Origin of the sequence: Sphingosinicella terrae (genome assembly GCF_003347635.1) — a bacterium.
Lineage (GTDB): Bacteria > Pseudomonadota > Alphaproteobacteria > Sphingomonadales > Sphingomonadaceae > Allosphingosinicella > Allosphingosinicella terrae.
In genome coordinates this window covers 1-769 of the sequence record NZ_QDFY01000050.1, presented here as the reverse complement: position 1 = coordinate 769, position 769 = coordinate 1, and the positions used below count along the sequence as shown (strand labels likewise).

The window sequence follows — 769 nt, the reverse complement described above, 5'->3', positions numbered from 1 at the left end:
CATCGCATTACTCCAGTTAATTAAATAATTTCATTATTAGATTTGAAGAAACGGACTTTTTTACCGTCTTCGAATCTAAAACCTACACGGTCAGCTTTATTTGTTTTCGGGTTGAAAATTGCAATATTTGACGCATCAATTGCAGCTTCTTTCTTCACTAAGCCACCAGCTTTACCTAAAGCAGGAACCGGTTTTTCATGTTTAGTGATGATTTTAACGCCTTCAACAATCACTTTACCGTTTGGTAACACTTGAGTTACCTTACCACGTTTGCCCTTATCTTTACCGGTAAGAACAATTACTTCATCATTTTGACGGATTTTAGCAGCCATTACATTCCCCTTACAGTACTTCTGGAGCTAATGAAATGATCTTCATAAACTTCTCAGAACGAAGTTCACGAGTCACAGGTCCAAAAATACGAGTACCGATTGGTTGCTCAGTGTTATTGTTTAAAATTACACAAGCATTACCATCGAAACGAATAACTGAGCCATCTGGGCGACGAACACCCTTCTTGGTGCGCACAACAACTGCTTTTAACACATCACCTTTTTTAACTTTACCGCGTGGAATTGCTTCTTTCACAGTAACTTTGATAATGTCGCCAATAGCAGCGTAACGACGGTGCGATCCACCTAGAACCTTGATACACATTACGCTACGAGCCCCTGAGTTATCAGCAACATCCAGCATAGTCTGTTCTTGGATCATATTAGTGCTCCGTTAAATTAAAAAACACCCTTTCGGGACGAAAACCCACTTACCC

At 39.9% G+C, this 769-nt stretch carries 2 protein-coding genes; both read right to left on the bottom strand.

Annotated elements, in window-relative coordinates:
* Nucleotides 1–20: 20 nt before the first annotated feature.
* Entirely contained in the window at nt 21–332 is a 312-nt protein-coding gene (rplX, locus tag DDE10_RS23175) for a 50S ribosomal protein L24 (RefSeq protein ID WP_005599300.1), read from the bottom strand.
* A gap of 10 nt (nt 333–342) precedes the next feature.
* The gene (gene rplN, locus DDE10_RS23170) at nt 343–714 is read right to left on the bottom strand and encodes a 50S ribosomal protein L14 (protein ID WP_005619403.1); all 372 of its coding nucleotides are present in this window, start codon (nt 712–714) and stop codon (nt 343–345) included.
* Between the last annotated feature and the right edge of the window lie 55 nt (nt 715–769).